This window comes from Streptomyces sp. NPDC002577 (assembly GCF_053594815.1).
Genome location: NZ_JBSFWK010000012.1, coordinates 140,448 through 164,048 on the forward strand (window position 1 = coordinate 140,448; position 23,601 = coordinate 164,048).

Consider the following 23,601-nt stretch of genomic DNA (forward strand, 5'->3'; position numbering starts at 1 on the left):
CGGATGGAAATGAAGAGCGTCACCAGGTCGCTGCGGATCCTCGAGGCGGTGGCGCAGCACCAGCCGGTGACCGTGGGGGAACTGACCAAACTGTTCGGGCTGCCGAAGTCGACCGTGCAGCGCACCCTCGTGACACTGGCCGAGGCCGGCTGGCTGCGAGCGAACCGCAAGGACACCACGCGCTGGGAGATCGGTGCCCGCGTGCTCGCCGTCCGGCCCGCGGCGCTTCAGGGGTCGAGCCTGTTCGCCGCCGCACGGGAGCCCATGGTCCGGCTGCGGGACACGGTGAACGAGACCATCCACCTCTCGGTGCCCGACGCACTGCAGTGCATGGTGGTCGTGGACCGGGTGGACTGCAGCCACGCGGTCCGGACGTTCTACGGCATCGGCGACACCTCACCCCTGCACGCCACCGCCACCGGGCGCGCCATCCTCGCCCATCTGCCGAGGGCCGACGTCGGCGAGCTCATCGCCCGCGGTCTCGAGAGCTACAGCGAGGCCACGCCGACCGATCCGTCGGAGCTGCGCGCCGAACTGGAACGCGTGCGCGCCGATGGGTACTCGGTCAACCGCAACCAGTACCGGCCGGACGTGTGCGCCATCGCCGCGCCCATCCTCGACGAGGACGGGACGCCGCTCGCCGCCGTGGCAGTGTCCATGCCGGACTCGCGGTACGACGCCGAGCGGCTGCCGGAGTGGGGGCGGCTGGTGGCTGATACGGCTTCGGAGATCGCGGCGCGGCGCATCGGAGCGTAGCGCTCCGCGGGTTGGGCGGGGGTGGAACTGTTGTTGGTTGGCTGCGGGTCGGCTGTGGCTGGTCGCGCAGTTCCCCGCGCCCCTTTAGGGCGCCCCGGCGCCCCTTCAGGGGCGCTACCGCACGGGGATCTCGAGCCGGGCTATGCGCTCCACGGCGACGGGGTCGTCAGGGTCGGCCGCGCGCAGTCCGACACGGTCCGCCACGGCACGTACGCCGTCGGCGGTGACGATCCCCAGGGACTCGATGTGGCTGCTGGTCCGCCCGTGCCGCACGGACCGGTTGCCGCACGCGTCGTTGCCGATCATGCCGCCGAGGGTGCAGCGGCTGTGCGAGGACGGGTCGGGGCCGAAAGTGAGCCCGTGCTCCCCGGCCGCGTCCCGCAGCGCGTCGAGCACCACTCCGGCCTCGACGCGCGCCGTACGCGCTTTCGGGTCGATGCCGAGAATCCGGTTCATGTACCGGGAGAGGTCCAGGACGATGCCCGGTCCGACGGCGTTGCCCGCCATGCTGGTGCCGCCGCCTCGCGGTCACGGGCACGCACGTCTCACGGCAGGCCCGCATCACCGCGCACACGTCGTCGGCGGTACGCGGAAAGGCCACGGCCCTTGGCGGAACACGGTAGTTGGAGGCGTCGTAGGCGTAGGGGCCGGTGTCTCCCGGGCGCGTCTCCAGCCGCATGCCGGGCGCGGTGTCGGCGATCCGGGCCGTCAGACGGTCCAAGGCGCCGGTGGCGTCTGTCATCGGCCGGTCGCGCCCGCTGTGCCGGCCTCCACCGCGTTCGCCCACGCCTGGAGACCCTCGTCCACCGCCGTCTCGTCGATCACGAGCGCCGGGATCATCCGCACCACCTGGTTCCAGGCCCCGCACAGCAGCAGGAGCAGGCCCTGGCCGACAGCGGCCTGCTGCACGCGGGCGGCGGTCTCGGGGTCGGGGCTGCCGTCATCGGTGACGAACTCTGTGGCCAGCATCAGGCCGAGGCCCCGTACGTCCCCGATGCCCGGAGTCCGGTCGGCCACCGCCTCCAGGCCGGCGCGCAGCCGTGCGCCCATCGCCTCGGCGTTGTCGACGAGCTTCTCATCGCGTACGACGTCGAGAGTGGCGCAGGCCGCGGCGCACGCCACGGCGTTGGCGCCGTACGTGCCGCCCTGCGAGCCCGGCCAGGCCTTACGCATCAGCTCCTCGGACGCGGCGATGCCGGACAGGGGGAAACCGCTGGCCAGACCTTTGGCGGTGATCAGGATGTCCGGCGTGACGCCGAAGTGCTCATGCCCCCAGAACCGGCCCGTACGGCCCACGCCCGTCTGCACCTCGTCGAGGATCAGCAGGAAGCCGTGGCGGTCGGCCCGCTCGCGCAACCCCTCCAGGAACGCGCGGGTCGCGGGCACATAGCCGCCCTCCCCGAGCACCGGCTCGACGATGACCGCGGCCGTGTCGGCGGGCGACGAGATGGTCTGGAGCGTGTAGTCGAGTTCCTGGAGGGCGAAGCGCGTGGCGGTCTCCTCGTCCCAGCCGTAGCGGAAGGCCGTCGGGAACGGCGTGACGACCACTCCGCTCATCAGCGGCGAGAAGCCTGAGCGGAAGCGGGTGCCGGAGGTGGTCATGGAGGCGGAGGCCACCGTCCGGCCGTGGAAACCACCTTGACAGACAAGGACGTTGGGCCGGCCGGTGGCCTGCCGGGCCAGCCGCAGCGCGGCCTCCACCGCCTCGCTGCCGGAGTTGGTGAAGAACAGGCTGTCCAGACCCGTCGGGAGCACCTCGCCCAGCTTGTCGACCAGCCGCCGCAGAGGCTGGTGCATGACCGTCGTGTACTGACCGTGGACGAGCGTGCCCACCTGCTCCTGCGCGGCTGCCACCACCCTGGGGTGGCAGTGGCCCGTGCTGGTCACGCCGATGCCGGCGGTGAAGTCGAGGTAGCGGCGGCCGTCCTCACCGTGGATGTGGACGCCCTCGCCCCGGACCGCCACCACGGGCGTGGCCTGGCGAAGGTGCGGCGACAGTGCGGTCATGTTCGTCTCCCGGCCCGTGCGTTGTGGTCTGCTGCCGGCCCGTGTGTTGTGGTCTCCGCGGTATTCCGAGCATCCCGGCCGCCCCGGACGGCGACAACGCGTGATCTGTCCAGCGGGGACGCGGTGTTCGGACGTTGTGTCAACCGCCCTGGGCCTCCGCGCACCATTCGCACCGCTGCGACCGTCGTCGGGCGGCTCTTGCGCAGGTCAGCGCCGCTTGTCAGAGTGACCGGGCACTCCCCCGAGCTCTCGGCTCCTCCCCCAGTGCCTTAACGGCCTGGGAGGTACCCCCAGAGCAGGGGACCCCCATGGAGGCACCGTGAGCGAGAACCACCGAACGGCCGGGCCGACAGGCGCCGACGACCGGGACGCGAGCCTGGCCGACCGGGACTCCGTCGCGGCCGGCCGCCCGCTCCCCGTGGCCGACGTCCTGGCCCTTCCCGTCCTCGCCGCCGGACTGCCGCAGGTCGTCACGGGAGAGTCCCGCCTCGACCGGCCGGTCCGCTGGGTCCACATCACCGAACTGACGGACCCCGCCTCCTTCCTCAAGGGCGGCGAACTCGTCCTGACCACCGGCATGCCCTTGCCCGACGACCAGGCAGGCGTGCGCCGATACGTGGACGAACTCACCGACATCGGAGCCGCGGCGCTGGTCATCGAGCTCGTCCGGCGCTACCACCGCCCGCCCGAGGCGCTCGTCCACGCCTGCCGGACCCGCGGCCTCCCCCTCGTCACCCTGGCCAAGGACGTCAACTTCCTGGAGGTCACCCAGGTCGTCCACGCCCTCATCCTCGGCAACCAGGCCGACGCGATGCGCAGGACCCAGCGGATCCACGAGGCGTTCACCGCCCTGACGCTGCGCGGCGCGAGCCCCGAGGACGTGGTCCGTGCCGCGGCGGAGATGAGCGGCCGCACGGTCGTCCTGGAGAACCTGGTGCATCAGGCGCTGATCTGCGAGCCCTCCGGCAGCACGGTGGAGGAGGCGCTCACCGGCTGGGAAGGGCGCTCCAGGGCGACCCCGCCCTGCGATCACACGGACACTCGCGGCCCTGAGGGCTGGCTCGTGGCACCGGTGGAGTACCAGGGCGAACGCTGGGGCCGCGTGGCCATGCTCCCCGCCCTGCCCGGCGCATCGGCTCCCGGAACCGCTGAAGCCTTCGGGCCCGAGTCCGTCACCGTCCTGGAGAGAACGGCGATGGCCCTGACCATCGCCCGCCTCATCCACCCGACCCCGTGGGAGCGCACAGCCCACCGCAACGCCCTGCGGGACCTCGCCGAACAGCGCCACCGCTCCCCCGCGGACGCCCGCGCCCGCTGCGCCGCCCTTGGCCTGCCCACCGAGGACAGCCGCTTCCTCGCCGTACTCGTGGACATACCCGCCGACGACGGCACCGCGGTGCCGGAGACCCGCCTGTCCGAGGAGCTCCGGACGGCAGGTGTGTCGGCACTCGCCGGCCGGCTGACCCCCTGCCGCCTCGGCATCCTGCTGGCCCTGCGCCCCTCACACCCGTGGCGGCCGACGGTCGAGCGGCTGAGCCGGATCGCGCTGGAGCTGGACCCGCATGCCGTCGTGAGCGTCGGTTCCGAGGTCTCGGATCTCTCCGACGCCGCCCGTTCCTTCCGCGAGGCGGCGCACGTCTCGGAAGCGGCCCTGCCCGGCCAGCCGCTTCCCGAGGGCAGGTCCTTCCACGAACTGTCCGACATCGGCCTGCGCCGCCTGCTGTTCGCGCTCCGCGATGACACCCGGATCCAGGACTACGCCGAACGACAGCTCGGCCGTCTCATCGACCACGACACCAAGCACGGCACGGACCTGCTGACGACCTTGCGCCACTACCTGGACGCGGCAGGCAACAAGACGACCGCCGCACGCCGCGGCAGCCTGTCCCGGGAGACCGTCTACCAACGGCTGCGCACCATCGAGCGCCTGCTCGACTGCGACCTCGAATCGGGCGAACAACGCACCCAACTGCACGTAGCGCTCACGGCGCTCGACGTCCTGCGAGTCCACCGGCCTTGACGCCGCCTCGAGCGACCAGGCCACGTCGGCGATCCGGCACCGACCAGGTCCGGCGGTGCGCCCGACTCGGCACGCAGAGCGGTTCACCGCCGGACACGGGGTGCCCGGCGGTGAACCGCGAAGCGTTCGGCGAAAACGGCTGAAAGGGGGTCAGCCGGTCGCCACCGGCACGACGTTGGTGGCGTTCACCACGGGGCGCAGTGCGCGAGCGAGCTGGACACCGTCACCGACACCCCAGAAGTGGACGAAGAACAGTCGGGGTTCGTCCATCAAGCCGTGGTTGTGCAGCTCGACCAGCTTGAGACCGGCACGCCGCAGGCCCGACAGGACGTCCTGGACCTCCTCGGCGATCATCGCGCAGTCGCCGCTGACAGCGGCCCAGCCACCACCGAGCGGCTGGAAGTTGAGCGCGGTGGTCGATCCCAGACCCGGTGGCAGTACCAGGTCGCCATCGATGATGGTCTCGCGGCGGACGAACACGCTCTTCCAGATGTCGCCGTCGGAGGACCCCTTCACGCCCAACGCGGCATCGATGCCGGCGGTGTCCAGGTCGACCGGCTGCGGCCTGCCGGCCGGCCGCGGAGGCGGCGTGCCTGTGCGGTCGAACGCGGCGCGCAGGCCGCGGGCCAGAGCCACCGGGTCGTGACCGTGTCCGTGGACGTGGAGCCACCAGATGTCCGGGGTCTGCGACAACAGGTGCTTGTGAAGCGCCGTCAACTCGATCCCGTGTTCCTGCAGGACGTCGCAGAACTTCTGCAGTTCGCCCTCAGTGACCACCGTGTCGCCCATCAGCAGCGTGCTGCCGTCGGCATAACGGACGAACGACACGTGGGAACCCAGAGCGAGCTCCGGCTTGACTCTGACACCTCGGGACACCACCCTCAGGTCCCCGCGCGGCAGACCCGTGTGGTACATGACGTTGCGCTTCATGTCGCCGGTCCGGCCCAGCACATCGGCCACACTCGACCAGTCCGACAATGTGGTCCGCACCGGCCTGACCGGTACGCGGCTCCTCACACCGGTCGCCCTCATGGGCACGGCAAGCGCGGGAGTCGACCCCGCGGCCACCACCGGCGCCGCCACAGCTGCGGCGGCCAGCATCCGCCGCCGTGGCATACCCTCTTGCGAACACATTTCCTGCTGACGGTCTACAACCATCACACGAGTACCTCCATGGCGAGATGGAAACATGACGGACCGACAACCCCGTCAACACCACAAGCACATGGGGCCAGATGGGCCAAGCAGTCACCGGAACGGCTGAGACGGCCGTTCGGCGGCAACGGTCGGCAGCCGGCATACGCCGCCCTTTGTCCGGCACCCGCACGCGTCAGCAGGTGCCCCCGTCGGGCACATACGCCACACAGGCGATGACGTTCACGCGTCGAGTCCGCCGCGCTTGACGAGCTGGCTCGCGATGACGTTGCGCTGGATCTCGTTGGTGCCCTCGCCGACGATCATCAGCGGCGCGTCCCGGAAGTAGCGCTCGACGTCGAACTCGGTCGAGTAGCCGTAACCGCCGTGGATGCGGACGGCGTTGAGGGCGATCTGCATGGCGGTCTCGGAAGCGAAGAGCTTCGCCATGCCCGCCTCCATGTCCACACGCCGGCCCGCTTCGGCCTCGCGGGCCGCGTACAGGGTGAGCTGGCGGGCCGCGGTCAGCGATGTGGCCATGTCGGCCAGGTAGTTGCCGATGGACTGGTGCTGCCAGATCGGCTTGCCGAACGACTCACGCTCCTGGGCGTAGGCGAGGGCGTCCTCCAGTGCCGCCCGGCCGACGCCGAGTGCGCGGGCGGCGACCTGGAGACGCCCCGTCTCCAGGCCCTTCATCATCTGCGTGAATCCCTTGCCCTCGACGCCGCCCAGTACGGAATCGGCGGGCGCCCGGTAGCCGTCGAACGACAGCTCGCAGCTTTCCACGCCCTTGTAGCCGAGCTTGGGCAGGTCGCGCGAGACCGTCAGTCCGGGGCCGTGCTCCACGAGCAGGATCGAGATGCCCTTGTGGGCGGGTGCCGCATCCGGGTCCGTCTTGCACAGCAACGCGATCAACTGCGAGCGACGGGAGTTGGTGATCCAGGTCTTCGCCCCGTGGATCACATAGCCTCCCCCGCTCTCCTTGCGCGCGACGGTGCGCATGGCCTGGAGGTCCGAGCCGCCGCCCGGCTCGGTCAGCGCCATGGTCGCGCGGATCTCACCGGTGGCCATCTTCGGCAGGTAGCGGCGTTTCTGCTCCTCGGTGCCGAAGTGCAGCAGCAGTTTGGCGACCACGGTGTGGCCGCCCATCGCGCCGGCCAGGCTCATCCAGCCGCGGGCGAGCTCCTCGGTGATCAGGACGTAACAGGGGGTGGAGACGGGGGCGCCGCCGTAGGCCTCCGGGACGGCGAGGCCGAAGATGCCGAGCTTCTTCATCTGCTCGATCAGGGCCTCGGGGTAGGTGTTGCTGTGCTCCAGTTCCCGGACGACGGGCTTCACCTCCTTCTCCACGAAGTCCTGCACCGTCCTGACGATGAAGCGCTCGTCCTGGGACAGGATGTCGAGAGTGCTCACGCTGTGACGCTCCTTGCTGATGGCCCGAATGGACTGACAGGTGGTCAGATGACGGTGGTCAGATGACATGGGCGGCCCTCAGGCCGTCGATGTCGGACGCGTCGTATCCCAGCTCGGCCAGGACGGCCTCGGTGTGTTCACCCGCGGCCGGGACGGCTTCCATACGAGGCGCGGTTCCGGACAGATCCACCGGCGGCAGCAGCGCCCGCACTGCCGCGCCCCCGGGGATCCGAACGTCCCGCCAGCGGTCCCGGGCGCCGAGCACGGGGTGCGCCAGGAAGTCCGCGATGTCGTTCACCCCGGCGTTGGCGATGCCCGTCTCGTCGAGCAGCGCCTTCACGTCGTCGCTGTCCAGCTCGGTGAACCGCCCGGCCACGATGGCGTTCAGCTCCGCGCGGTGGGCCACACGGTCGTCCCCGGTGGCGAAGCGCGGATCCGCGACCAACTCCGGGCGCCGCAGGAACCGTTCACAGAGGGCGGCCCATTCGCGCTCGTTCTGGATGGAGAACAGGACCTCTTTGCCGTCGGCGGCGGTGTAGGCGCCGTACGGGGCGATGGTGGCGTGCTGCGTACCGATGCGCGGCGGCTGGGTGCCGCCGTAGCGGGTGTAGTAGGCGGGCTGACTGACCCACTCGGCCAGCGCCTCGAACAGGGAGACCTCGACGGCTCGCGCGACGCCGGTGGTGGCCCGGGTGAACAGGGCGGTGAGGATGCCCGAGTACGCGTACATGCCGGCGGCGATGTCGGCGATCGACACCCCGACGCGGGCGGATCCGTGCTCGTTGCCGGTCAGCGACACCAGGCCGGTCTGGCACTGCACCAGCAGGTCGTACGCCTTCCGGTCGGCCCACGGCCCGCTGGACCCGTAGCCGGTGATCGCACACGGGATCAGCGACGGAAAACGCTCCGCCAGGTCCTTGGCGCCCAGACCCAGCCTGGCCGCGGCTCCCGGGGCGAGGTTCTGCACGAACACGTCGGCACCGCCCAGCAGTTGCTCCAGGACGGCCCTTCCCGCCTCCGACTTCAGGTCGAGCGTCACGGATTCCTTCGACCGGTTCAGCCACACGAAATAGCTGGACTCTCCGTGCACGGCGGTGTCGTACCGGCGGGCGAAGTCGCCCCCTCCCGGGCGCTCCACCTTGATGACGCGAGCGCCGAGGTCGGCCAGTTGACGGGTGGCGAAGGGGGCGGCCACCGCCTGCTCGATGCTGACGACGGTCAGGCCGGTGAGCGGTGGTTCATCGTGACTGGTAAGCGGTGGTTCATCCTGACCTGTGAGCGGTGGTTCATCGTGGAGCTCGGTCATGTGGTGACCTCCAGGAGCACGGGTGTCCGCGTGAGTGTCCGCGTAGGTTCCCTTGGCGCACACCATCATGAGCGCTCATGGCAGCATGAGTGAAATAGCAAGAACTGATGCTGCCATGCTGCGACCGGATGGAGGTCGGACCCCTTGGACGTCAAGCAGCTCAAAGCGCTCATCACGGTCGCCGAGGTGGGCAGCGTCACGCGCGCCGCGGAGCTGCTGCACCTGGTGCAGCCCGCGGTGACCCGGCAGATCCGCACCCTGGAGGAGGAACTCGGCGTCCCGCTCTTCGAGCGCACCCGGCAGGGCATGCGCCCCACCGAGGCCGGGTCGATCATGGTGGACCGTGCACGGCGCGCCCTGAACGAGCTGGAGCGGGCCCGCGCCGAGGTGCAGCCCACGCCTGGTGCGGTGACCGGAATCGTCACCGTCGGTCTGCTGGAGAGCGCGACCGACCTGCTCGCCGAGCCTCTCGTGTCGGCCGTCGCCCGCGGCCACCCCGGGGTCGAGCTGCGCCTGATGACGGCTTACTCCGGCCATCTGCAGCAGTGGCTCGACGACGGCGACCTCGACCTGACCCTGCTCTACAACCTCGACAGCACGCCGTCACTCAACGCCCGGCCGCTGCTGCGGGAGCACCTGTGGGCCGTCGCTCCCCCGTCCGCCGGGCTACGCGCCGACCGGCCCGTGCCGTTCACCGAGGCCGCATCACATCCGCTGGTCATGCCCGCCTCCGGGCACGCCCTGCGCACGCTCATCGACGGCGCGGCGGCACGAGCGGAGGCCACGATGGACGTCGTCGTCCAGACCAACTCCATGCGGGTGCAGAAGCAGCTCGTCCGGGCCGGGCACGGCTGGACCGTCCTACCCGGCGTCGGCATCGCCGAGGACGTCGCGCAAGGCAACCTGAGCGCCGCGCCCCTGTGCGAGCCCGACGTGTGGCGCTCGATCGTGCTCGGCACCCCGCGGTCCGGCCGAACCCCACCCGCCGTCGAGGTGGTCGCCCGGGAACTGGTTCGCCAGGTCAACTCGGCCGTGGCGCAGGGCAGATGGCCCTCCGCCCACATGCACGGGACCGACGCCTCCGCACCCGACGAGTGAAACCTGCCGTTGTGACCTTGCGACCATGCGGGCGGAGCATAACTCCATCACAGCTTTCTATTGTTCAACCCCATCCATCACCAATCATGATGTGTGCTACCTGAGCCGCCCGAACAGCGGAGTCGCCACACATGACCCAGACACACGCACCGGCACCCTCCTGGCAGGAGGCCGTTCTCACCGCACTGAAGAGGCGCGAGATCCAGCAGATCGCCTACGTACCGGACTCCGGCCACTCCCACGTCATCCGCGAGGCCCAGCGGGACCCGGCCATCCACGACGTGGTGCTGACCACCGAGGAGGAGGGCGTCGCCGTCGTCAGCGGGGCGTGGCTGGGCGGTCAGCGGGCGGTGCTGCTGATGCAGAGCAGCGGTGTGGGCAACTGCGTAAACATGTTCTCCCTGCTTCAGATGTGCCGGTTCCCCTTCCTGACGCTGGTGACGATGCGCGGCGAGTACGCCGAGTTCAACCCATGGCAGGGCCCCATGGGCCGTACCACGCAGCAGGCCCTGGAACTCATGGGCATCAATGTTCTGCGAGCCGACGACCCCGAGGACGTCGAGGAGACCGTCGAGGCGGCCCTGGACTCGGTGTTCGGGGCGGGCGAGCGCGTCGCCGTGCTCCTGGGGCAGAAGCTGATCGGCCGCAAGAAGTGGGAGCGGAACTGATGACCAGCGACACCCTGACCCGACTCGATCGGCGCCGCTTCGTCGCCGGCCTGATCGCCCACCTGCCCGAGGATGCTCTCGTGGTCACCGGCGTCGGCTCCCCCAGCTACGACGTCTTCGCCGCCGGCGACCGCCCCACCAACTTCTACCTGTGGGGTGCGATGGGCGCCGCCGCCCCGCTGGCGCTCGGCCTCGCCCTCGCCCAACCGGACCGCCCGGTCGTCGCAATCACGGGAGACGGCGAACACCTCATGGGCATCGGCGCGTTGGCCACCATCGGTGCCAAGCTTCCGCCCAACCTGACCGTCGTGGTGCTGGACAACGCCCATTTCGGTGAGACCGGCATGCAGGCCAGTCACACCGGCCTGGGCACCGACCTCGTCGCCGTCGCACAGGGCTTCGGCATTCACGACACGGTACGGATCACCGACCTCGCCCAGACCGAGGACCTCGCCGCCCGCATCCGTGCACGCGCGGCGACCGGGTACGCACAGGTGCTGATCAACACCGACGAGCCGCCGCGCGCCCTGCCTCCCCGAGACGGCGTGGCCAACAAGAACTCCTTCCGCGCCGCGCTGGGCCTGAGTACGTTCTGACGCCTTCAACCCACTCACCCGGCCGCCGCTTGCCCGTGGTTCCGGCCAACCCGGCCCCGCTCACCTGCCACCACCACCCACCACCCACCACCCACAGGGACAGAAGGACGATGCCAACCACCCCGCCCCCGCTCAGCTCGTACGTGGAGTCGTGGATTCCAGGGCCCCTCACCGACGAAGACCCCTTGCCCCCCGGCCCGGTGGCGGCCCTGTCGGCCGTGCTGGACCTGCCCGCCGCCGTCGCCGGGGCCGGTGACCCGATCCCCCCACTGTGGCATTGGCTGTACTTCCTGAACTGGCCCGCCGGGCGCGACCTCGGAGCCGACGGCCACCCCCTGAAGGGCCACTTCCTGCCGCCCATCCCCCACCGGCAGCGGATGTGGGCCGGAGGCCGCTGCGAGATCGGCGAGCCCCTCCGCCTCGACGAGCCAGCCGAACGGATCTGCAGCCTGAGCTCGGTCACTGCCAAACACGGCCGCACCGGAGAGCTGCTTTTCGTCATCGAGCGCCGCGAATTCCGGCAACGCGGCCGGACCTGCCTCGTCGAGGAACAGGACATCGTCTACCGGTCGGGGCGCAGCACCGGACAACAGCACCCCGACGCAGTCGACGAGTCCGCCGCCCCCACCGACGACGCCCCCTGGCAGCTGCCGCTGCGCCCCGACCCGCCCCTGCTGTTCCGGCTCAGCGCCCTCACCGCGAACACGCATCGCATCCACTACGACGCCCCGTACGCCCAGAACGAGGAGGGCTACCCGGGAATCGTCGTCCACGGTCCGCTGCTGGCCCTGCTCATGCTCGAACTGCCCCGCCGCCACGCCCCGGACCGGCAGGTGCGCTCACTGTCCTACCGGCTGCGGCGGCCGGTGTTCGCCGGCGAACGCCTGCTGGCCTGCGGCACTCCCGCCGGCGATCGTGCAGGCCTGCGCATCGCCACACACCGGGAGGCACAGCACGCCACCGCCGAGGTGACCTTCGCGTGAGCGCGAACAGCGACCGCATCACCCTCGCCCGTATCACCGCCGCCCGGGGCCTGCTCTTCGTACCGGGACACCGGCCCGACCGATTCGACAAAGCCGCCGCCTGCGGAGCCGACCTGGTCATCGTCGACCTCGAAGACGCGGTCGCCGCGGGGGACAAGGAGCACGCTCGTGACAACGCCGCCGCCTGGCTCGCACTCGGCAACCGGGCGGTCGTACGGATCAACCCACCCGGCACCCCGTGGTCCGAGGCCGACCTGAGCATGGCGGCCGGCCACGGCTGCCCCGTCATGGCGCCCAAGGCCGAGGACCCCGTCGTACTCGCGGGCCTCGCCGCCCGCACGGCGGGACGGTGCGAACTGATCCCACTCATCGAGACGGCCCTCGGCGTGGAGCGGGCCCACGAGGTGTGCGCCGCGCCCGGTGTCGCCCGGGCCGCCTTCGGCAACGTCGACCTGGCCGCCCAGCTCGGCGTCGACCACGACGACCACGCCGCACTGACGTACGCCCGCTCCAGGCTGGTCGTCGCCTCGGCCGCCGCGGGCCTCTGCCCGCCGATCGACGGCGTCACCACCGCCGTACGGGACAGGGACGCGCTCACCGCCGACGTCGCCCACGCCCGACGGCTGGGCTTCACCGGCAAGCTCTGCATCCACCCGTTCCAGCTCTCGGCTGTAGCGGATGGGTTCGCCCCGTCGGCGGAGGAACTGAGGTGGGCACGTGCCGTCGTCGGCGCTGGTGACGCCGTCACCAGCGTCGACGGGCAGATGGTCGACAAGCCCATACTGGAACGCGCGCGACGGATAGCGGGTGGCACGGCTCCTCCGCGCTGAGGAGCCGACTACTCACACCGTGTACTCGCCCTTCCCCAGCGGGAACTGGACCCATTCGCGCCAGCTTCGTCCGTCGTAGACCACCAGCTCGACGGTCGACACCTGTTCCGTGAGCGGCAGTTGTGGGACCAGGGCCGCCTCGATCACATCGTGTCGGCCCGGGCTGCCGGTGTTGGCGACCGTCACATGGGGGGCGATGTCGGCGAACAGCCCTCCGTACGGCGTGAAGCCGGGCCAACGGGCGGTGACCGATGCGGTGAGCGCACGCAGCGGGGCCTCGGGTTCCGGCTGCAGGCAGAGCACGCCCGGAAACCGCACACACCGCTCGAACCGCACGTCGAAAGGAGCGTGCGCGGCGAAGACATCGGCCAGAGTGCCGAGCACGCTGTCGTCCGCGCGGTCGCGTGGCAGGAACGGGAACAGCACGGTCACGTGGGCCGTGCCGCCATGGCGGGCGGCCGTGTCCCAGTCCCGCCGCCACCCGCCGACGACCCGGTCGACCTCCGGCAGGCGCACGCTCAGCGACGTCGTCCCTGCCTCGACGGGCCACGCCGAGCCCGCCTCATCTGCCTCGTCTGCCTCGTCTGCCTCATCTGTACCTATCAACTCCCGCACACCCGGCAACCTAACCGGTGCCCGCACGTCGCTCGCGAGCGGCCACGGCCTTCGTCATCGTTCACCGGCAAGGTCGAGATCCGCGTCGGCGACAGATGTGGCATCCGGAGTCCCGGGGCGACGCCACGGGTGGGCGAGCGGGGCAGAGATCTCTCGCCACCAGGGGTTGTCAGGGATCTTCCCACCTGGTTCGAAAGGCTCGCCGGGCCGGGGAAACGCAACTGCCTGCCCGGCATCCCCGGCGGCGTCCTTTGTCCACTCCCCGGGCTCGGCCCACGGGTGCGGCGCCAGGTTGAAGGTGCCCCAGTGGATCGGCAGCAGCACACCGTGCGGCTTGAGTCCTTGCAGGTCCAGGTGCGCTCCCGCCACAAGCCGGCCCGCGACGTGTGCCAGGGCAAGCGCGGCACCATCCACCAGGCGTACCGCGACGGAATGAAGGATCAGCTCGGCGCGCTCGGCCTGGTCCGGGGCGCTGTCGTGCTCTGGACCACCCGCTACATCGACGCCGCCGTCGCCCAGCTCCGCGCCGAGGGCCACGAGATCCGTAACGAGGATGTCACCCGGCTCTCCCCGCTCAAGCACCGCAACCTCAACGTGCTCGGCCGCTACAGCTTCACCCCGTCCGTCCCGCGCGAGGGACTGCGGCCCCTGCGCGACCCGGACGAGGTCGAGCTGGACGATGGTGGCGAGGACGTGTAGTTGTCGTCAGTGTGCTGGTCGTGTCTTCAGCGCCCTGCGCGACCTGGGGCGGCGACCTCGCGTACGGCCTCGGCGATGGCCGGGAAGTCCTTCTTGAGGATCGCACCGTGGTTGCTGGCGACCTTCGCGCCGATCTGGATGTTCGGGTTGTGGGCGGTCACCGCATCGAGGCTGGTGCGTATCCGTTCCTGCTCATCACCGCGGCTTCCGAAAGACGTCCCCGAAGCGACCACATACCGCACCGGGACGGTGATGTTGTCCAGCACGGGGCCCAGCTCGCGCTCGCGGGAGAGCCTGCCGAGCTCGATGTTGCTGTCGGCCTGCTGTTCGGCGGTCATCCGCGGGGCCAGGCCCGTCGGGCGCAGCAGCGGTAGGAACCAGCTCATCCGCCGGAACAGCTTCCGGATCCGCTGCTCCATGGCCTCGTCCAGCCAGTCGTACGGGAACGCGCCGTCGACCAGGACCGCGCCCAAGGCACGCTCGGGATTCCGGCTGGCCCAGTGCGCCCCGACGAACGCCCCGTAGGACCAGCCCACCGCCAGCGCCCGGTCCACACCCCTGGCCGCGAGAACGGCATCGACGTCCCGGACGGCTGCCTCGAAGGAATAGTCCGCCGAACGGTTCGATTTGCCGCGGGCCCGCTCGTCGTAGGTGATGTGCCGCCACCCCGTGCCCAGTTCGGCGATGACCCGCCGCCAGTACCCCTGAGTGGCGAACTGGCCATTGAGGTAGACCACCGGGATACCGGGACCGCCGGTGTCGGTGACGGCCAGGGCCGTATCGTCAACCGGCACCATGCCGGTCCACTTCGAACTGGTCGAGGAAGTGCTGTTCTTCGTCATGTGTTCCCCCTGGTCGCGTGAGAGCGTCTTGTACGACTTCCCCAGGCCCTGCACGTGGATCGCAGGCCCCTCGGGACTGACGGCCGCGTCCTCGGCGACGACCGACAGGATCTCGATCGCGGTGGGCCCGGCCGGATAGTCCTGGTTCTGCTCCTTTAGAGGCTGCGGGCGGTGATGTCGCCGTGGGAGGTGGTGGCGCGGATGTCGAGTTCGGCGGTGCCATCGTTCTTGAGGGAGTTGCTGACGCGGCCATAGGAGGTGCCGGCGTCCAGGGAGGCCGAGATTCCAGCTGCGGCGCCGACCGAAATGTCGCCGGACTGGGTGCGCAGCATCACAGTGCCGCGCACGGCCTCGGCGATCCGGATGTCGCCCCTTGCGGTGCTGATCTCCGCGGGGCCGGTGAGCCGGCCGATCTCGACGTCGCCGTCGGTCGCGGTGAGGCGGACGCTCGCGGCCTCGTCGATCTTGATCTGGCGGTATGCGCCGTCGAAGGTGACGTCGCCGAGGCGTCCGACGCCGCGGAGTTGGGCGCTGGCGGTCTTGGCCTCGATGCGGGAGCCGGCGGGCAGCTGGACGGTGACCTCCAGGGATCCGGAGGGGCCGAAGAGCTGGTTGTCGGGCGTCGGGGCCGTGATCCGCAGGACGCCGCCTCCGTAGGCGACGGCTGTCTGCTCAGCGGTCTTCACGTCGCGGCTCTTGGAGGGGTTGGCGGGCAGGACCTCGACGGTGGTGTCGCCGCGGTCTGCGGCGATGAACTGGATGCGTCCGGCGGGGATGTCCAGGACGGCGGTGATCGGGGCGGGGGTCTCGAACTTCTGCATCATGCTCTCCTGTGACTCGTCGTTGACTCGTCGTTTCTAACGATGGAAAAGCTACGTTGCATTCAAAGATCACTCAACATGCTTGTTGCGATCAATTGACGTAACACCAGATGGAAGCCCCAAAATCGTTGCAACGCTCCTGAAGATAACGCAACGTCAGTCGCTCGAGCATTGCAATGAGTTGAGAGTGAACGCTATAGCGGGGGGATCAGGGACCGCCACGAAGGATCACCAAGGCGATCGCGATGCCGGGAGGTAGGCTCACCCACCCGCCGGCAGCCGTGTGCCTGTCCAGCAGGGCGCGGGCCTGGCCGTAGGAGAGCCGAGCGAGATGGGTGTCGGGGCAGACGTCGCGCCGCCAGGTAGGCCGCTCATGAAGGCCCATCAGCCGGAACTCCACGACCAGGTTGCACAGAGGGCACTTCAGCGTCGTCCCAGATTTCGGCGACAGCGCCCAGCGCGCGGAGGCGTGCCGGCGGCTGGGTGGAGATCGATGACTGCGCGGGGTGGGCACGTCCAGGACCGTCCCCGGGTACCGCGATGCCGAAGCGACACCGGTTCTGATGGCGTGCTGCGTGCGATCAGCTCCTCGTCCAGCACGACGGCCGGTACCCCGAGTTCCACCAGGCAGGGACCCCCGATCCATGGATAAACCTTCCTCTCCCGCCTCCGCGCGGGCGCTCCTACGGTCGAGGCCGCGTGCGCTCACCGGCCCGCCGCAGCGAAGGAGAGAGACACCCCATGAAGATGACCGGCAACACCATCCTGATCACCGGCGGCACGTCGGGCATCGGGCTCGGCCTGGCACTGCGTCTGCACGAGGCCGGCAACAAGGTGATCGTCGCCGGCCGGCGCAAGGAATTCCTCGACGAGATCACGGCCGAGCACCCGGGCATCGACGCGCTCGTGCTCGACGTCGCCGACCCGGCGTCGATCGCCCGTGCCGCCGAAACCGTCGCGGCGAGCCACCCGAAGCTGAACGTCCTGGTCAACAACGCCGGCATCATGCTGCGAGAGAACCTCCTCGACCCGGCCTCGCTCCCGGTCGCCGAAGACCATGTCACGGTCAACCTGCTCGGCACGATCCGGATGACGTACGCCTTCCTGCCGCTGCTGGTGGGCAAGGACGACGCAACCGTCATGAACGTCACCTCCGCGCTGGCGTTCGTGCCGCTCCCGATCACCCCGACCTACAACGCGACCAAGGCCGCGCTGCACTCCTTCTCCGAGAGCCTGCGCGTGCAGCTCACCGGCGCCGACGCCGGCATCCAGGTGGTCGAGGTGGCCCCGCCCGGCGTGCGCACGACCCTGCTGGACCAGCAGGACGACGAGAACGCCATGCCGCTGGACGACTTCCTCACCGAGACCCTCGACCTGCTGCGCGAGCAGCCCGACGCGAAGGAACTCGTCGTCGAGCGCGCCCGGTTCGTGCGCGACGCGGAGGCCAACGGCACGTACGACAACGTGCTCGCCATGCTCAGCGGCGTCTGAGCGAAGCCACGCAGCCAGTCGGTTGCTGTCTGCGACACAGAGATCGAAAGAGCCGACGTGAAACCCACCAACGAAGACACCGTCGAAATAGCACGGGTGCTGGCCCTGTGGGGCCACATCATGGACGACCGCGAGCTGGACCGCCTCGGCGAAGTCCTCACCGAAGACGCGGAATGGGACGGAAGCGTCTTCGGCTTCGCCCCGGTCGTCGGGCTGGAGGCGATCACCTCCGTCCTGAGTGCCGACGGGCACGCGAGCGCTCACCACACGACGAACATCGTCGTGTCGGAGGGCCCGGGCGGCGAGGCCCGGGCCCGGTCCAAAGCGTTGGGCGTCGTCGACGGCGGCACCGTCATCAGCGTCGTCTATGCCGATGACCTGCGGTACACACCCGACGGCTGGCGCATTTCCAAGCGGGTCATACAGGCCAAGTGGCCATCGGGGTCGTCTGCTACGGCCCCGATCCGAGACCCTGGCTCGATCGTTCCACCAGGACGGACCGGGGTTGTGGATCTGGTGTACCAGTGAGGTGGCCGCGGAAATATCGAAAGGAACCGCACCGGGCACTTCTTCGGAACCTTCCGGGAAGTCCACGTCAATGGGAGCGGTGTCTTCCCAGATCATCCACTCAATCCGCTCGGGCTATTTCTCCGCGAAGATGCACCCGCCCGTGCGCCCATCGAGTGGCCGATCAATGTGAAGTGGTCCAGGGCAAACGCATCGGTGAACGCTTCGAGATCGCCGCACCCCGATTCGAAGGAATAGATGCCGGGCCAGGCGCTTTCGCCATGGCCGCGTTGGGTGAGAGCCAAGACATGATAGTGCTCAGCCATGGATTGGCGGTCTCTGGATAGCCGGGCGGGAAGCGGCGACGATGGTGGGCATGGACAAGAAGGAACTGGCGGAATTCCTACGCCGGCGGCGTGAGACGCTGCGCCCCCGCGACGTCGGGCTGGTCGAGGGGCCGCGCAGGCGTACGCAGGGGCTGCGCCGCGAGGAGGTCGCTCAGCTTGCCGGCATGTCCACCGACTACTACGCCCGCCTGGAACAGCAGCGTGCCCCGCAGCCCTCCGTCCAGATCACCACCGCCCTGGCCCGGGCGCTGCGGCTGACCCTGGACGAACGCGACCATCTCTTCGTCCTCATCGGCCACAATGCCCCGGCCCGCTTCCAGCGCTCCGAGCACGTCAGCCCGACACTGATGCGGGTCCTGGACCGCCTGGACGACTCCCCGGCCCTGGTGCTGACCGACATGGCCGACACCCTCGCGATGAACCCGCTGGCCATCGCCCTGCTCGGCGACCAGACCCGACACACCGGCCTGGCCCGCAGCGCCTACTACCGCTGGTTCATGGACCCCGCCGAGCGTCTGGTGTACCCCGAGGAAGACCACGAACGCCACGGCCGTGCGCAGGCGGCCCGTCTGCGGGTCGCACTGACGGCCGGCAGCGACGTCCCCCGAGCCGCCCGGATCGTCGCCGAACTCCAGGAACACAGCCCCGAGTTCGTCCGCCTGTGGGAACTCCAGGAGGTCGCCCAGCGCTACGACGAGAGCAAGACCATCGTCCATCCCGAACTCGGCCGTATCGACGTCGACGGTCAGGTCCTGTTCACCGAGAACCGCGCCCAGACCCTGGTGGTGCTGACCACCCGCCCCGGCACGGAAAGCCACAGCAAGCTGGAACTGCTCTATGTCATAGGACACCAGCAGGTGACCCCCTGACGTCCTGGCCGTGCTCATCACTGGGTGACGAGGCTTAGAAGTCATCTCATTTGGCGGGGTCGGTAGGCCGTCGGTCATGGTGGGGATCGTTGAGCGGCTGGTGCCGGATGAGTTGTGGGAGTTGTTTCAGCCGGGTGGCGCCGGAGGCGCCGTCGCGGCCTCAGGGTGGTGGACAGCGCCGGCATGGTGATCGTGAGGTGCTGGCCGCAATCGTGTTCGTGGCCACGTCAGGCTGCACGTGGCAGCAGTTGCCCACTGCTTCGTTCGGGCCGTCGGGGGCTACGGCTCATCGGCGTTTTTCGGAGTGGACGAAGGCCAGGGTGTGGGCCAAACTCCACCGCGTGGTGCTCGACGAGCTCGGCGCCCGCGGCGAGTTGGACTGGTCGCGCTGCGCGATCGACTCGGTGAACATGCGGGCCCTGAAAAGGGGGACCTGACAGGTCCGAATCCTGTCGACCGGGGCAAGTACGGGTCGAAGATCCATCTGATCACCGAGAGGACCGGTCTGCCCGTCTCCGTCGGAATCGCCGACGGGGGTCCGCGTGATGTCGGCGATCTCCCGGACGGTGAAGCCCTCGACGTACGCGAGATACACAGCGATCCGGAAGTCCTCGGGTATGGCCTGCAGGGCCGCTTTGACGTCCGCGTCGGGGAGGTGGTCGAACGCCTCCGATTCGGCGGAGCGCAGGCCGGTCGACGTGTGCGACTCCGAGCGGGCCAGCTGCCAGTCCTCGATCTCGGCCGTGCCGTAGTACTGCGGGCGGCTCTGCTGTCGGCGGCGGGAGTTGAGGAAGGTGGTCGTGAGGATGCGGTAGAGCCATGCCTTGAGGTTCGTGCCCTCGCGGTACTGGTCGAACGAGGCATAGGCCCTGGCATACGTCTCCTGGACCAGGTCCTCTGCATCGGCCGGACGGCCGGTCATGCGCAGGGCGGTCGAGTAGATCCGGTCGAGGAACGTCAGGGCCGGTTCGAAGCGGGCCTGCAGCTCCGCGTCGGACTGCCTCTCATCCTGTCGTGCACGGCCGTCGGAGTCCTCGGGTGGTGCCACTGGGTCTGTTCGGGCGGTGCAGGGACGGGAGCGGGGCCCGACGGTACCCTCGCCGGCGGACAGCGCCCGGTCGTCGTCAGCGGGGTGTGCCCTGGTCCTGCTCGCCGCGGACGCGAGCGCCGCGTCCGGGTGGGTCCCGACGCCGGGTTCGGTTGTGGTCATGGTGCCTCCTGCAGGATGCGGTGACTGCCGGATCTCAGCCGTCATTGAGGGAAGTGTTGGCGACGACTCGTCCGCGCGTCTTCGCGGTCGGACGTTCACGCCGAGACGCTTACGGTGCCCATGGGTCGAGCGGCAGCTCGGACACGTCTCCGGCAGGCGCGAGACGCGGCGGTACGTCGTGCAGGGCGATGACGACGGTGGTGTCGCGCCGGCCCGCCAGGATGCCGAGTACGTGCTGGGCAGTCCTGTCGTCCAGGCCCGTGGTCGGTTCGTCGACGATCAGTACGTGGGGGTGAAGGGCGAGAGCCCGGCCCAGGTAGACCCGGCGGAGCTCACCGCCCGAGAGCTGCCTCCCGCCGGGGCCGACGCGGGTTGTGGCGGTCAGCCCGCTGTCGTTCAGCCGCAGTTCAGCGAGGCGTTCGTCGATCTCGTCATCGGTCAGGGTGGGGTCGGCGAGGCGCCAGTTGGATCCGAGAGTGCCGGCGAAGAGGTAGTCGTCGGCGGCGACGGCCACGACGGGCGGACGGCCATCGTGGCCGTCGGTCGATTGCCGGAGCGACGAGGCGAGGGTGCGGAGCAGGGTGCTCTTGCCGCTGCCGGAGCGGCCGGTGACGACGAGCATCGTGCCGCGGGAGACGGTGGCGCCGAGCACGCGGCCCGGCCGGAGGGGCATCGGAGGAAGGAGGTAGTCGGCGAAGCCGATGCCCTGATCGGTGGACCATGACCGTATCGCCGTAACGGTGGGGGCATTTGCAGTGTCCTGCGGCGCGCTTGCCGCGAGCCTGCGGTGTGCACCCGTCGCGGTGATCCGGGCTGCGGCGGCGTTCGCCAACTGCTCGGCCTGGGCCGGCACGCCGAGGCTCAGCAGGGTGACGAACACGAACGTGGCGGGGTCCGGTGCGCTGCCGATGCCGGGGACGGTCGTGGCCGCCGTGGCCACGCCGACCAGACCGATGACCAGTGTGGTCCGGAGCCTGCGCCGACCGGCCGCTTCCCGCGCGGAGTCGAGTCGCGTGAACTTCGTCGTCGTACGGGCTGCAAGCTCCTCGGCGGCGCCGAGCGATGCCATCTCCGGCCACGCGTCGACAGCGGTGACGAGTTCAGCGCGCAGCGCCTTGCGAGTGCTCTGCTCGGCCTCGTCGGCGGTGCCGGGCGCACGGTGGGCGATCACCGCCATGATCACCACACCGGCCGCGAGCACAGCTGCCGGTGTGATGGACGTGGCCAGCGCCACGGAGAGGACGGCGCCGACCGTCATCCCGGCGGTGACTGCCACGGGTGCTGTGGACTCGATCAGTGCCATCCCGGCGCTTTCGGCGTCGGCCATGCTGCGATCGAGCAGTTCACCCGACCACAGGCGGTCCAACTGCGCCCGGTCAGTGGCCGCGGCACGGTCGAAGAGACCGGCCCGGGCGGTGGCGACCTTCCGCAGGGCCGCCGCGTGCAGCACCAGACGCTTGCTGTAGTTGCCGGCGATACGGGTCAGGGCGAAGGCGCGTACACCGCCGCTGGGGGCGATGTAGGAGAAGGAGCTGTAGGTGGCCGCGCCGGCGACTGCGCAGGCGCTGATGAACCAGCCCGACAGGCCGAGCAGTCCGGCGGAGGACAGTTCGGCGACGACGGCGAGCGTCAGTCCGGCGGCCGCAAGGGATCGCGCCCGTCGGTCACGGCGGACGTTCGAGTGACGGCTGTCGCTCATCGTGCGTTCACCGGCCTCGCGTCGTGCAGGAGGCCGTCGTCGATCGCGAGCACGGTGTCGGCAGCGGCGGCCAAGGGGAAGGAGTGGGTGGCGATGATGACGGTGCAGCCGTCGGTGGCTCGCCGCAGGGCCTCGACGACATCGCGTTCGCTGTCTTCGTCGAGGTGTGCGGTCGGCTCGTCGAGCAGCCAGAGCCGGGCTCCGCGCAGAAACGCGCGGGCGATGGCGATCCGACGGGCTTCGCCGGTCGACACGCCCCAACCACCCTCGCCGAGCCGGGTGTCCAGCCCCTCAGGGAGGCGTTCGATCACGGCGCTCAGCCCGGCGGCGTCGACTGCCTGCTGGATCTGCTGCTCGGTGGCGTCCGGACGGCCGAGGCGGATGTTGTCGCGGACGGTCGCGTCGAGCAGCACTGTCTGCTGTCCGACCCAGGCGCAGTCGCCGAGTGCCGGCACCTGCCACACGGATGGGGTCCCCCACCGGACCTGTCCGGCCGACGGCAGGCGCATCCCGGCGATCAATGAGAGCAGCGTGCTCTTGCCGGAACCGGAGGCACCGGTGATCGCGGTCCAGGCGCCGGGGACGAAGTCGGCGTCGGCGCTGATGGTGTCGTGGCGGGCGCCGCCGTAGCGGAACCGGACTGCCGTCAAGGACACACCCATTGGCTCCGTCAGCCGTGGACGGGGCACCCGGGATGCCTCGGCGGGGGTGTCCTGCACGATGGCGTGAATGGCGGCGGCCGCGGTCGCGGCGCGTTCCCTCTGGTGGAAGACGGAGGCCCTGGCGCGCATCGGGGCGAAGTACATCGGACATACGAGCAGCACCAGCAGACCGGTGAACAAAGTGAGCCTCGGGGCATGTGGCACATGCACGTAGCCGAGCAGCGACAAGCCGATGTAGGTGGCGTTCACCGCGATGGAGAACGTGATGACGACGTCCATGACCGTCCCGGACACGAAGGCGCGGCGCAGCACGCTCATCGTCGCCCTGTTCAGCCGCTCGGCGGCCGTGGCCAGGGTCCGACCGCGCCGGTCGACCGCGCCGAGCTCGCGCAGTGTCCGCATTCCGCGGAAGCTGTCGAGGACGACGGCGTTCAGGTGCCGGGTCGCGGCCAGCTGCCGGTCTGCGCCATGCTGCGCGAACAGCCCTGCCAGACGCATGTTCAGGGGCAGCAGCGCGGTGGTCAGGACGAGCACGATCGCGGCCGGCCAGTGCACCGCTGCCGTAACCGCGAGGACCGCGAGCATGGACAGCAGCGCAGACCGGCGCAGCGGTCCGGCCTGTGCGTGGTAGTCGGCGACGTCGTCGGCCAGATCGACCATCGCCCACGCGGCCTCGGCCGGCCCGGTGTAGCTGATCCGTCGTCCGGTGGCGGGCAGTAGGGCGCCTGTCAACTGCCGCCGCACCCCGGTGGCCACGGCACGCGCACCCCACTCGCCGAAGGTGCCCGCCGCCCAGCCGGCGCCCACCGCCAGCGCGCCCGCGACGGCGAAGGCCGCCAGGGCTCGGCTCTGTTGGGTCGCTTCGCGGTTCAGCGCCCCCTGGGCCATCCATGCGAGAGCGCCCCAGCGGGTGATCGTGAACAGCGTTTCAAGCATCAGAAGGGCACCCGACAGGTCAAACCAATGCCGTCCCGGTGCGGCGCACACGGTGAGCCATGAGTCTTGCTGCCGGGGTCCGGCACCCGGCT

The 23,601-nt window shown here is 70.0% G+C and carries 22 protein-coding genes and 4 pseudogenes; 12 read left to right on the plus strand and 14 right to left on the minus strand.

Going from position 1 to position 23,601, the window contains the following annotated elements; genetic code table 11:
• Positions 1–9: 9 nt before the first annotated feature.
• A complete protein-coding gene (locus ACWD4J_RS18835) occupies positions 10–756 on the plus strand; it encodes an IclR family transcriptional regulator (protein ID WP_451396540.1) in 747 nt (248 codons plus the stop codon).
• Positions 757–870: 114 nt separating this feature from the next.
• On the opposite strand, the gene ACWD4J_RS18840 is transcribed toward ACWD4J_RS18835, so the two are convergent.
• Together ACWD4J_RS18840 and ACWD4J_RS18845 are read right to left on the minus strand one after the other, a co-directional pair.
• Positions 871–1,263, minus strand: coding sequence for an FAD-binding oxidoreductase (locus tag ACWD4J_RS18840; protein ID WP_451396496.1), 393 nt, complete (start codon positions 1,261–1,263; stop codon positions 871–873).
• 231 nt (positions 1,264–1,494) lie between these two features.
• The gene (locus tag ACWD4J_RS18845; RefSeq protein WP_451396497.1) at positions 1,495–2,763 is read right to left on the minus strand and encodes an aspartate aminotransferase family protein; all 1,269 of its coding nucleotides are present in this window, start codon (positions 2,761–2,763) and stop codon (positions 1,495–1,497) included.
• A 319-nt stretch (positions 2,764–3,082) separates the two neighbouring features.
• Between ACWD4J_RS18845 and ACWD4J_RS18850 the strand changes: the two genes are divergently transcribed.
• Entirely contained in the window at positions 3,083–4,783 is a 1,701-nt protein-coding gene (locus ACWD4J_RS18850; protein ID WP_451396498.1) for a PucR family transcriptional regulator, read from the plus strand.
• A gap of 150 nt (positions 4,784–4,933) precedes the next feature.
• Here ACWD4J_RS18850 and ACWD4J_RS18855 read toward each other — a convergent pair whose 3' ends face one another.
• From ACWD4J_RS18855 to ACWD4J_RS18865, 3 genes are all read right to left on the minus strand, one after another.
• The gene (locus ACWD4J_RS18855; RefSeq protein ID WP_451396499.1) at positions 4,934–5,773 is read right to left on the minus strand and encodes a DUF1259 domain-containing protein; all 840 of its coding nucleotides are present in this window, start codon (positions 5,771–5,773) and stop codon (positions 4,934–4,936) included.
• Positions 5,774–6,160: 387 nt separating this feature from the next.
• Entirely contained in the window at positions 6,161–7,330 is a 1,170-nt protein-coding gene (locus tag ACWD4J_RS18860; RefSeq protein ID WP_451396500.1) for an acyl-CoA dehydrogenase family protein, read from the minus strand.
• A 58-nt stretch (positions 7,331–7,388) separates the two neighbouring features.
• Positions 7,389–8,636 (minus strand): CaiB/BaiF CoA transferase family protein, encoded by a 1,248-nt coding sequence (locus tag ACWD4J_RS18865; RefSeq protein WP_451396501.1) that lies wholly within the window; start codon positions 8,634–8,636, stop codon positions 7,389–7,391.
• Between the two features lie 144 nt (positions 8,637–8,780).
• On the opposite strand from ACWD4J_RS18865, the gene ACWD4J_RS18870 reads away from it, so the two are divergent.
• The 5 genes from ACWD4J_RS18870 to ACWD4J_RS18890 all read left to right on the plus strand — a co-directional run bounded on the left by ACWD4J_RS18870 (position 8,781) and on the right by ACWD4J_RS18890 (position 12,811).
• Positions 8,781–9,734 (plus strand): LysR family transcriptional regulator, encoded by a 954-nt coding sequence (locus ACWD4J_RS18870; RefSeq protein ID WP_451396502.1) that lies wholly within the window; start codon positions 8,781–8,783, stop codon positions 9,732–9,734.
• Between the two features lie 131 nt (positions 9,735–9,865).
• On the plus strand, positions 9,866–10,402 hold the full coding sequence (locus ACWD4J_RS18875; protein WP_451396503.1) for a phosphonopyruvate decarboxylase: 537 nt from the start codon (positions 9,866–9,868) through the stop codon (positions 10,400–10,402).
• The gene (locus ACWD4J_RS18880) at positions 10,402–10,998 is read left to right on the plus strand and encodes a thiamine pyrophosphate-dependent enzyme (protein WP_451396504.1); all 597 of its coding nucleotides are present in this window, start codon (positions 10,402–10,404) and stop codon (positions 10,996–10,998) included. The genes ACWD4J_RS18875 and ACWD4J_RS18880 overlap by 1 nt, the downstream gene beginning before the upstream one ends.
• Positions 10,999–11,108: 110 nt before the next feature.
• On the plus strand, positions 11,109–11,981 hold the full coding sequence (locus ACWD4J_RS18885; protein WP_451396505.1) for a hypothetical protein: 873 nt from the start codon (positions 11,109–11,111) through the stop codon (positions 11,979–11,981).
• Positions 11,978–12,811: an HpcH/HpaI aldolase/citrate lyase family protein gene (locus ACWD4J_RS18890; protein WP_451396506.1), complete on the plus strand. Its 834-nt coding sequence runs from the start codon at positions 11,978–11,980 to the stop codon at positions 12,809–12,811. The genes ACWD4J_RS18885 and ACWD4J_RS18890 overlap by 4 nt, the downstream gene beginning before the upstream one ends.
• Before the next feature lie 12 nt (positions 12,812–12,823).
• Here the strand turns inward: ACWD4J_RS18890 and ACWD4J_RS18895 are convergent, their stop codons facing one another.
• Positions 12,824–13,426, minus strand: a complete 603-nt coding sequence (locus ACWD4J_RS18895; protein WP_451396507.1) for a 2'-5' RNA ligase family protein — start codon at positions 13,424–13,426, stop codon at positions 12,824–12,826.
• A gap of 54 nt (positions 13,427–13,480) precedes the next feature.
• A pseudogene (locus tag ACWD4J_RS18900) lies at positions 13,481–13,786 on the minus strand (MBL fold metallo-hydrolase); the annotation flags it as partial.
• Between ACWD4J_RS18900 and ACWD4J_RS18905 the strand changes: the two are divergent.
• Positions 13,769–14,125, plus strand: a pseudogene (locus tag ACWD4J_RS18905) (Tn3 family transposase); the annotation flags it as partial. The pseudogenes ACWD4J_RS18900 and ACWD4J_RS18905 sit on opposite strands and share 18 nt — an antisense overlap.
• 26 nt (positions 14,126–14,151) lie before the next feature.
• On the opposite strand, the gene ACWD4J_RS18910 reads toward ACWD4J_RS18905, so the two are convergent.
• From ACWD4J_RS18910 to ACWD4J_RS18920, 3 genes and pseudogenes are all read right to left on the minus strand, one after another.
• Positions 14,152–14,967, minus strand: coding sequence for an alpha/beta fold hydrolase (locus ACWD4J_RS18910; RefSeq protein ID WP_451396508.1), 816 nt, complete (start codon positions 14,965–14,967; stop codon positions 14,152–14,154).
• A 155-nt stretch (positions 14,968–15,122) separates the two neighbouring features.
• Positions 15,123–15,788 carry a DUF4097 family beta strand repeat-containing protein gene (locus ACWD4J_RS18915; protein ID WP_451396541.1) on the minus strand — a complete coding sequence of 222 codons (666 nt, stop codon included), beginning with the start codon at positions 15,786–15,788 and terminating at the stop codon, positions 15,123–15,125.
• 268 nt (positions 15,789–16,056) lie between these two features.
• Positions 16,057–16,143, minus strand: a pseudogene (locus ACWD4J_RS18920) (site-specific integrase); the annotation flags it as partial.
• 386 nt (positions 16,144–16,529) lie between these two features.
• Here ACWD4J_RS18920 and ACWD4J_RS18925 point away from each other — a divergent pair.
• On the plus strand, positions 16,530–17,279 hold the full coding sequence (locus tag ACWD4J_RS18925; protein ID WP_451396509.1) for an SDR family oxidoreductase: 750 nt from the start codon (positions 16,530–16,532) through the stop codon (positions 17,277–17,279).
• A 57-nt stretch (positions 17,280–17,336) separates the two neighbouring features.
• Positions 17,337–17,807, plus strand: a complete 471-nt coding sequence (locus ACWD4J_RS18930; protein ID WP_451396510.1) for a nuclear transport factor 2 family protein — start codon at positions 17,337–17,339, stop codon at positions 17,805–17,807.
• Between the two features lie 92 nt (positions 17,808–17,899).
• On the opposite strand, the gene ACWD4J_RS18935 is transcribed toward ACWD4J_RS18930, so the two are convergent.
• Positions 17,900–18,112 carry an alpha/beta fold hydrolase gene (locus tag ACWD4J_RS18935; protein WP_451396511.1) on the minus strand — a complete coding sequence of 71 codons (213 nt, stop codon included), beginning with the start codon at positions 18,110–18,112 and terminating at the stop codon, positions 17,900–17,902.
• Between the two features lie 50 nt (positions 18,113–18,162).
• Here ACWD4J_RS18935 and ACWD4J_RS18940 point away from each other — a divergent pair, with 50 nt between their 5' ends.
• Complete coding sequence (locus tag ACWD4J_RS18940) at positions 18,163–19,002, plus strand: helix-turn-helix transcriptional regulator (RefSeq protein WP_451396512.1); 840 nt, start codon at positions 18,163–18,165, stop codon at positions 19,000–19,002.
• A gap of 107 nt (positions 19,003–19,109) precedes the next feature.
• Positions 19,110–19,280 (plus strand): annotated as a pseudogene (locus ACWD4J_RS18945) (transposase); the annotation flags it as partial.
• An 8-nt stretch (positions 19,281–19,288) separates the two neighbouring features.
• On the opposite strand, the gene ACWD4J_RS18950 reads toward ACWD4J_RS18945, so the two are convergent.
• The 3 genes from ACWD4J_RS18950 to ACWD4J_RS18960 all read right to left on the minus strand — a co-directional run bounded on the left by ACWD4J_RS18950 (position 19,289) and on the right by ACWD4J_RS18960 (position 23,509).
• Positions 19,289–20,212 carry a sigma-70 family RNA polymerase sigma factor gene (locus ACWD4J_RS18950; RefSeq protein WP_451396513.1) on the minus strand — a complete coding sequence of 308 codons (924 nt, stop codon included), beginning with the start codon at positions 20,210–20,212 and terminating at the stop codon, positions 19,289–19,291.
• 109 nt (positions 20,213–20,321) lie between these two features.
• The gene (locus ACWD4J_RS18955; RefSeq protein WP_451396514.1) at positions 20,322–21,911 is read right to left on the minus strand and encodes an ATP-binding cassette domain-containing protein; all 1,590 of its coding nucleotides are present in this window, start codon (positions 21,909–21,911) and stop codon (positions 20,322–20,324) included.
• Complete coding sequence (locus ACWD4J_RS18960) at positions 21,908–23,509, minus strand: ABC transporter ATP-binding protein/permease (RefSeq protein ID WP_451396515.1); 1,602 nt, start codon at positions 23,507–23,509, stop codon at positions 21,908–21,910. Before ACWD4J_RS18960 ends, ACWD4J_RS18955 begins: the two co-directional genes overlap by 4 nt.
• Positions 23,510–23,601: the final 92 nt, after the last annotated feature.